The 6,446-nt window shown below is 68.8% G+C and carries 7 protein-coding genes; 2 read left to right on the forward strand and 5 right to left on the reverse strand.

Features of this window, described 5'->3' with window-relative positions:
• Nucleotides 1–200: 200 nt before the first annotated feature.
• Nucleotides 201–1,454: an MFS transporter gene (locus Rhe02_RS48950; RefSeq protein ID WP_203915465.1), complete on the reverse strand. Its 1,254-nt coding sequence runs from the start codon at nt 1,452–1,454 to the stop codon at nt 201–203.
• 69 nt (nt 1,455–1,523) lie between these two features.
• On the opposite strand from Rhe02_RS48950, the gene Rhe02_RS48955 reads away from it, so the two are divergent.
• Entirely contained in the window at nt 1,524–2,414 is an 891-nt protein-coding gene (locus tag Rhe02_RS48955; protein WP_203915466.1) for an ArsR/SmtB family transcription factor, read from the forward strand.
• A 36-nt stretch (nt 2,415–2,450) separates the two neighbouring features.
• On the opposite strand, the gene Rhe02_RS48960 is transcribed toward Rhe02_RS48955, so the two are convergent.
• Nucleotides 2,451–3,302 (reverse strand): SMP-30/gluconolactonase/LRE family protein, encoded by an 852-nt coding sequence (locus tag Rhe02_RS48960; protein WP_203915467.1) that lies wholly within the window; start codon nt 3,300–3,302, stop codon nt 2,451–2,453.
• An 18-nt stretch (nt 3,303–3,320) separates the two neighbouring features.
• A complete protein-coding gene (locus tag Rhe02_RS48965) occupies nt 3,321–3,968 on the reverse strand; it encodes a class I SAM-dependent methyltransferase (protein ID WP_203915468.1) in 648 nt (215 codons plus the stop codon).
• A gap of 21 nt (nt 3,969–3,989) precedes the next feature.
• On the opposite strand from Rhe02_RS48965, the gene Rhe02_RS48970 reads away from it, so the two are divergent.
• Nucleotides 3,990–4,385 carry a VOC family protein gene (locus Rhe02_RS48970; protein WP_203915469.1) on the forward strand — a complete coding sequence of 132 codons (396 nt, stop codon included), beginning with the start codon at nt 3,990–3,992 and terminating at the stop codon, nt 4,383–4,385.
• On the opposite strand, the gene Rhe02_RS48975 is transcribed toward Rhe02_RS48970, so the two are convergent.
• Nucleotides 4,360–5,031: a pentapeptide repeat-containing protein gene (locus tag Rhe02_RS48975; protein ID WP_203915470.1), complete on the reverse strand. Its 672-nt coding sequence runs from the start codon at nt 5,029–5,031 to the stop codon at nt 4,360–4,362. The genes Rhe02_RS48970 and Rhe02_RS48975 overlap by 26 nt on opposite strands.
• A 92-nt stretch (nt 5,032–5,123) precedes the next feature.
• Nucleotides 5,124–6,446 (reverse strand): M14 family zinc carboxypeptidase (locus Rhe02_RS48980; protein WP_203915471.1); only part of this gene is annotated, 1,323 nt, incomplete at its 5' end.

Below are 6,446 nucleotides of genomic sequence, written 5' to 3' on the forward strand. Positions count from 1 at the left end.
TGGCTGGCAACAACACCCCACCAGCCGTTGCGCCCGGCCGTTCCAGCGGTCGGGTCGACCGCGCTAGCGGGCCGCTGCGGGCTCGGGGGATACTCGCGCCCTTCCACCCGGCAGGTCCGGCAGTCGGGTCGGCCGGGCGTTAGCGGGCCGCGGGGTCCGGGAGTGCTCCCGGCGGCGCCGGCACTCGGGTCGGCGGGGCGTTAGCGGGCTGCGGGCTCGGGGGTGTTTGGGGGTGGGGAGGCGGGGGTGTTGTTGATGGGTGACGAGAGGGTGGTGGGCCAGGTGCGTAGGGCGGGGAGGGCGAGTAGGGCTGCGGTTAGGCGGAGTGTGGCGGCGGCGAGCCAGGGGGCGGTGAGGCCGAGTGGGGAAGCTGCGAGGAGGCCGCCGAGGATGGCGCCGATTGGCTGGGCGCCGAAGGTGACCAGAAGGCCGGTGCTGCTGACGCGGCCGGCGAGCTCGAGCGGGACGGTGCGTTGGCGCAGGGAGGCGGAGGCGACGTTCCATAGGGACGCGCCGAAGGAGGTGAAGGTGGCTAGGGCGGCCATTGTCGGTAGGTCTCGGGCGAGGGTGGCGATGGCGAGCATCGCGGTGGGGGTGGTGAAGATGGTGGTGGTGACGACGGCTCGGCCGCCGAAGCGGGCTACCAGGCGGGCGGAGAGCAGGCTGCCGGCGATCCCGCCGGCGGCCATGAGGCCGACGAGCAGGCCGTAGCCGCGGCCGGACAGGCCGAGGCGGGACGTGGCGAACAGGACCAGCGTGGAAAGTGCCATGTAGTTGGCCAGGTTGGCCGCGCCGGACAGCAACGTCAGCGTGCGCAGCAGCCGGTGCCGGGCGAGCCAGCGCACGCCGTCGGCTACCTCGGCGCGGATCGACCGTCCACTGTGGCCGGTCGGGTGGGGGCGTCGCGAGAGGCGGGCGACGAGGGCGGCGGAGATGGCGAAGGTGGCCACGTCGGCCCAAAGCGGCAGCGCGGCGGCGAAGGAGAACAGCAGCGCGCCCAGCGGCGGGCCGAGGAACTCCTTGGCGCTGAACATGGACGCGTTCTGGCGGCCGTTTGCTTTTTCGAGCAGCTCACCCGGTACCACGGAAGGAATGAGCTTTTGAATGGCCACCTTGGCCACAGTTTCGGCAGCGCCCAGCGCGAACGCGACGGCATAGATGAGTGCCATGCTCATGGTGTGCGCCATGGTGGCCGCGGCGAGCACGGTGACCAGAGCGGCCTGGGCCAGCTGGGTGCGCAGCAGGCTGCGGCGCGGGTCGGCGCGGTCGACCAGGGCGCCCACCGGCAGCGAGAACAGCAGCCAGGGCAGGGTGCCGAAGGCGGTGACCCCGGCGATCAGACGCGGATCGGTGGTGATGTTCGCGGCCAGCAAGGGAAGCACGGCAAGGAAAGCGCCATCGCCGAGGGTGGAGATGGTGGAGGCGGTCAGCAGCAGTCGCCAGTCACGGTTCATGGCGTGCAGCTTGCGATCACCGGCTTCGGCATGGTTAGGATTTAGTTATTGCTAAATTGGAGGTACCAAGTGATCCGCCTCCAGCTGGGTGGCGTCGAGCTGGCCCGAGTGCGATTCGCCATCTCCCCCGTCTATGAAACCGTGATGGCGCTGGCGATCCTGACCCGCCCGGGAGTGCACGCGGTGCACGTGCCATGGCTGAATTGGGCCCGGCCCAGGCTCGAAGGCGTCGACGACCTGAAACTGGTGCTGCGCCTGGTGTCACACGACACCATCAAACCGGCCTATCTGATCCCGCCGCCGGACGCGCGCATGCCCACCCTGGAAGCCGAGCTGCGCCGGGTGTTGGCGAGCAAGGCCCATCCGCAGCTCGACCGGATCGTCGCCGCGCTGCGCCAGTGCTTCCGGGCCGCGATCGAGCCGCACTGGGAGCGGATCACCCGCCTGCTGGAGGCCGACATCGCCTACCGCGCAGGGATTCTGGCGCAAGACGGCATCGAGGGCCTGTTCACCGATTTGCACGACGAGGTGTCCTGGCGCGACGGTGAGCTCGTGGTGCACCCGAACCGGGCCACCCCCAACCGCAAGGTGGCGTTGCGCGGCCACGGACTGGTGCTGTGCCCGAGCGTGTTCTGCTGGCCGCGGGTGGCCGCGGCGATGGAGCCGGTCACCGCGGGAACACTGCGCTACCCGGCGCGCGGTGTCGCCACCCTTTGGGAGACACCGCAACCGGCCCCCGGCGCGGTCGCCGCGCTGATCGGGCGCAGCCGCGCGGCGATTATGACCCTGCTGAGCGCCCCGCACACGACCGCGGACCTGGCCCGGCTGCTGGAGCTGACGCCGGGCGCGGTGTCGCAACACCTGGGCGTGCTGCGCGACGCCGGCCTGGTCGCCACCCACCGCGACGGCCGCGCCGTGCTGCACCTGCGCACCGAACGCGCCGCAGCCCTGCTGGGCTAAGCGGCGGTGTATCGGAACGGCCTAGGTTGCTGGTGGCTAGCCGGCGAAGACGTTGGCGCGCATGCCGTGCACGCCTGCGGGATAGTGCGCGTAGGTGACACCGGCGCCCGCATCGTCGGGGCGGCCGAGGCTGGCCGTGGTGATGATGAGGGTGCGAAAGTCGGGCCCGGCGAACGTGCACGAGGTGACCAGCGGCGTGGGAACCCGCACGATGCGGTCGAGCATCCCGGAGCGGGTGTAGCGGTGCACCTCGCCGCCGAGCCAGATCGCCACCCACACCCCGCCGTCGGCGTCGACAGTCAACCCGTCGGGGATGCCGTCATAAACTGTCGCAAATGGACGGCGGTTCTTCAGGAACCCGTCATCGAAGTCGAACGTGTCGATGCGCCGGGTGGCGGAGTCGATGTAATACATGAGATCGCCTTCGGGCGACCAGCCGATCCCGTTGCTGATCGTCACGTCGTCGACGACCGGCAGCAGCTGCGACGCCCCGACGTCGAGGCGGTAGAGCTTGCCGATGCTGCTGCGCTCGTCGTAGGCCATGGTGCCCAGCCACAGCCGCCCCTGCGGGTCGGCTTTGGCATCGTTGGAGCGGATCGCCGCGCTCGCGTCGGGATAGCGGGCCAGCGGGCGCATCCGCCCGTCGACCGGATCGAGCAGTGTCGGCCCCTCCGGCAGGCACACCACCAGCCGCCCCGACGAGGTGGGCACGGCCGCGCCGACATGGCCAGGCGTGCTCAGCCAGCCCGACTCCCCCGCCGACGGCGTGCGCCAAAGCACGCGGCAGCCCAAGATGTCGACCCACCACACCCGCCCGGTGTGCTCGTCGTAGTGGGGTCCCTCGCCAAGCTCGCACCGGCGCGAGTCGAACACTTCCACTTCGGACACGAAGCTAATCCTGCCCTATCAGGGGACGATTTCCGCTAGATAGCTGTGAAAGACAAAGTCTGGTCCAAGCGTAGCGAGTTGCTCGCTCAGCCAGCCAGGGTCGGCCCCGGCGCATTCGGTCAGCATGAACCGCAAGCTGGCCTCGTGGTCCATGGACACGGTGACGTCGAAGCGCTCATATCGGCGCGGGCGCAGCGCCTCGATGTCGAGGGCGTAGCCGGGCGCGCTCGGATAGCGCCGCTCGAAAATCTCGTACCAAGGCCCCGGCCAGAAGTCGTAAACCACCACCACGCCGCCCGGGCGCAGCACCCGTCTTGCCTCGGCGAAGAACAGGTCCAAGTCGACATAGTTTAGGGATCCCGCCGCGGTGATCATGTCGAACGCGGCGTCGGCGAACGGAAGCTGCTCGGCCCGGCCAACCACGAAATGCGCGTGCGGGGCTACCTGCCGACGATAGGCAAGCATGCCCGCATTCGGCTCCAGGCCGACCACGACCTCGGCATGCCCGTGCAACGCGGCGGCGGACAGCCCCGCCCCGCAGCCCACATCGAGCACCCGCCCGCGCACGGCGAAGCGGGCCACCTGGTGCTGGTGCACGGGCGGGCGGTCGAACGCGTACCCGGCCGCCTGCGCGCTGCCGTAGACGCCGGTGGGAATCTGGCGCACCCAATGATCGTTGCCGCAAACATGAGCGGTGTAAAGCAATTGAGGCTTGTGGTGACCGTCGACGACTACGAGCAGGCGCTGGCCTTCTACCGTGACGTGCTGGGCCTGACCGAGCAGGCCGCCTACCAGGTCGAGGGCGGGCACGTGCACATCCTCGACGCGGGACGGGCCACCCTGGAGATCACTGATCGCCGGCACGCCGAGTACATCGACGAGGTCGAGGTCGGCAGGCGGGTCGCCGGGCACATCCGGGTCGCGTTCGAGGTCGACGACTCCGCCGCGGTCACCAGCCGCCTGGCCGAGGCCGGCGCCCAGATCATCGCCGAGCCGACGGTCACCCCATGGCAGTCGCTCAACGCCCGGCTCGACGGACCGGCCGATCTACAGCTGACTATCTTTCAGGAGCTTCAATCCTGATGCCCAGCTCGGCGGCGAACAGTTCGGTCAGCGCCAACACGTCGTCGGCCCGGATCGTCGCCCCGGCCAGGCTGGCCACCCCGCCGATCCCGGACAGGTCGCACCCGGCCAGCCGGGTGCCGGCCATCTTCGCCTGGCTGAACTGGGCCCCGATCAGGACACAGTCGGTGAAGACGGCGCCGCGCAGATCGGTACCGTAAAAATCGGCGCGAGTCAGATCGCAGCCGATGAAGGCCACGTTGAGCAGCGTGCTCGACCGGAAGTTGACCATGTCCACTTTGGACGCTTGGAAGGTCACGTCGCGGACCATGCCGTCCAGGAAGGTCAGCCCGGTCAGCCGGCTGTCGGTGACCTTCACCCGGCGCAACCCGCCGCCCTCGAAGACCGCATTGGCCAGGTCGCTCTGTTCGATTTCACAATCCACCAGGGTGGTACCGGACCCGCGCGCACCGGACAGGCTGACCTTGCTCAGCCGGCACTGCTCGATCTCGGCCTCGGCCAGGTCGGCGCCGGAGAAGTCCCGCCCCTGCACAAAGAGCTGAAACGCGCCGTCCAAACCCTCAAGATCATCGTCGGCTGGGCGGAGCGCGGCGGAAAGGCGCGGCTCAGCCGGCTCGGAAGGCTGCTCACGGCGTGGGTTGGCCATCCCCGCACCCTACCGCCGCACCCGATCACCGGGGACATAGAGGGCGGCTGCCACAGGGGGAGGCAGCCGCCCGAGGGGGGTGGGTGGAGCTTTTATCTCAGGGTGAGCGTCCAGGTGTTGATGAAGCCGGTGTCCAGCGACGCGGCGTCTTGGACTCGCAGGCGCCAGGTGCCGTCGGCGGCTTCACCGCCCAGGTTCACGGTGAAGGTTTGGATGATGTTGTCGGTGCTGCCTCCGGCGCGGTTGTGCAGAAGGTAGAGGCTGCCGTCGGGCGCGACCAGGTTCACGATCAGGTCGCCCTTGTAGGTGTGCATGATGTTCACGGCCGCGGTGCTGGTGGTCGAGGCGTTGCCGCCGCAGCCCGCGATGACGATGTCACTGAAGACGGTGGTGTTGTCCGGGATCGTGACGTCGGTGTTGTTGGTGCCGATGCAGGAGCCGCCGACCGGGTTGATGGTCCAGGTGAAGGAGGCCGATCCGGTGGCGCCGCCGGTGGCGCTGACGGTCACGCTGTAGGTGCCTGCCGTCGTTGGGGCACCGGTGATCTGACCGCTGGACGAGTTGATGGACAGGCCCGGCGGCAGGCCGGTGGCCGACCAGGTGTAGGGCGGGGTCCCGCCGGTGGCGCTGTTGTTCAGCGTGACCGCGGTGCCCACGACGGTGGCCTGGTTGCCCGGGTTGGCGACCACGGGTGCGCCGGGAACGCCGCAGTAGATCGATTCCTTGCCGATCGCGCGGTAGACGCAGTCGGCGTAGCCGGACAGCATCAGGAACGCGGCCCGCATGCGCTGAGTTTGCGGGACGATCTGCTCGTCGGGCGGATAGAACCCGCCGCCTGACCCGCTGGAGTTGGGGTAGAGCTCGAAGGTGTAGGAGAAGATGCCCTGGTTGTTGAACATCCAGTCGATGATGGTGCCGTCGGCGATGTAGAGATCGCTGGCCTGCTCGGGGGTATACCCGTTGGTGGCAGCCATCTGCTGGCCGATGGTGGCAAACGTGTTGCGCTGATCCACGCTCATGTCCGAGCCCGTGTCGGCGGTCGTGTAGCCGTAGGGCCACAGGATCAGTTCCGAGTAGGTGTGGATGTCGACGTTGACCTTGATCTGCTGTACCCCGCCGATGCGCCGCGAGAGCACGAAGTCGCGGATGCGTTGAGTCTCCGGCGCGGAGAACGCGGACGGGCCGCGGTAGGTTTCCGAGCCGGTGCTGCCCGACGAGCCGCCGCAGCAACCCCATTGATAGGACCAGTTGCGGTTCAGGTCGGTGCCCACATTGGACGATCCGGTGTTGGGCTGGCGGTTCTTGCGCCACGACCGGTACGAGCCGGTGGCGATGTCGTATTCCACACCGTCCGGGTTGACCATCGGGATGATCCAGAACTCACGCCCGTTGACCAGGTTGGTGATCTCGGTGTC

This window comes from Rhizocola hellebori, assembly GCF_016862955.1.
In the GTDB taxonomy this organism is placed as follows: domain Bacteria; phylum Actinomycetota; class Actinomycetes; order Mycobacteriales; family Micromonosporaceae; genus Rhizocola; species Rhizocola hellebori.

Excerpts from the sequence above, each read along its gene's own strand:
- Rhe02_RS48970 (WP_203915469.1), top strand. The coding sequence starts at position 3,990 with ATGAGCGGTGTAAAGCAATTGAGGCTTGTGGTGACCGTCGACGACTAC.
- Rhe02_RS48975 (WP_203915470.1), bottom strand. The coding sequence starts at position 5,031 with ATGGCCAACCCACGCCGTGAGCAGCCTTCCGAGCCGGCTGAGCCGCGC.
- Rhe02_RS48950 (WP_203915465.1), bottom strand. The coding sequence starts at position 1,454 with ATGAACCGTGACTGGCGACTGCTGCTGACCGCCTCCACCATCTCCACC.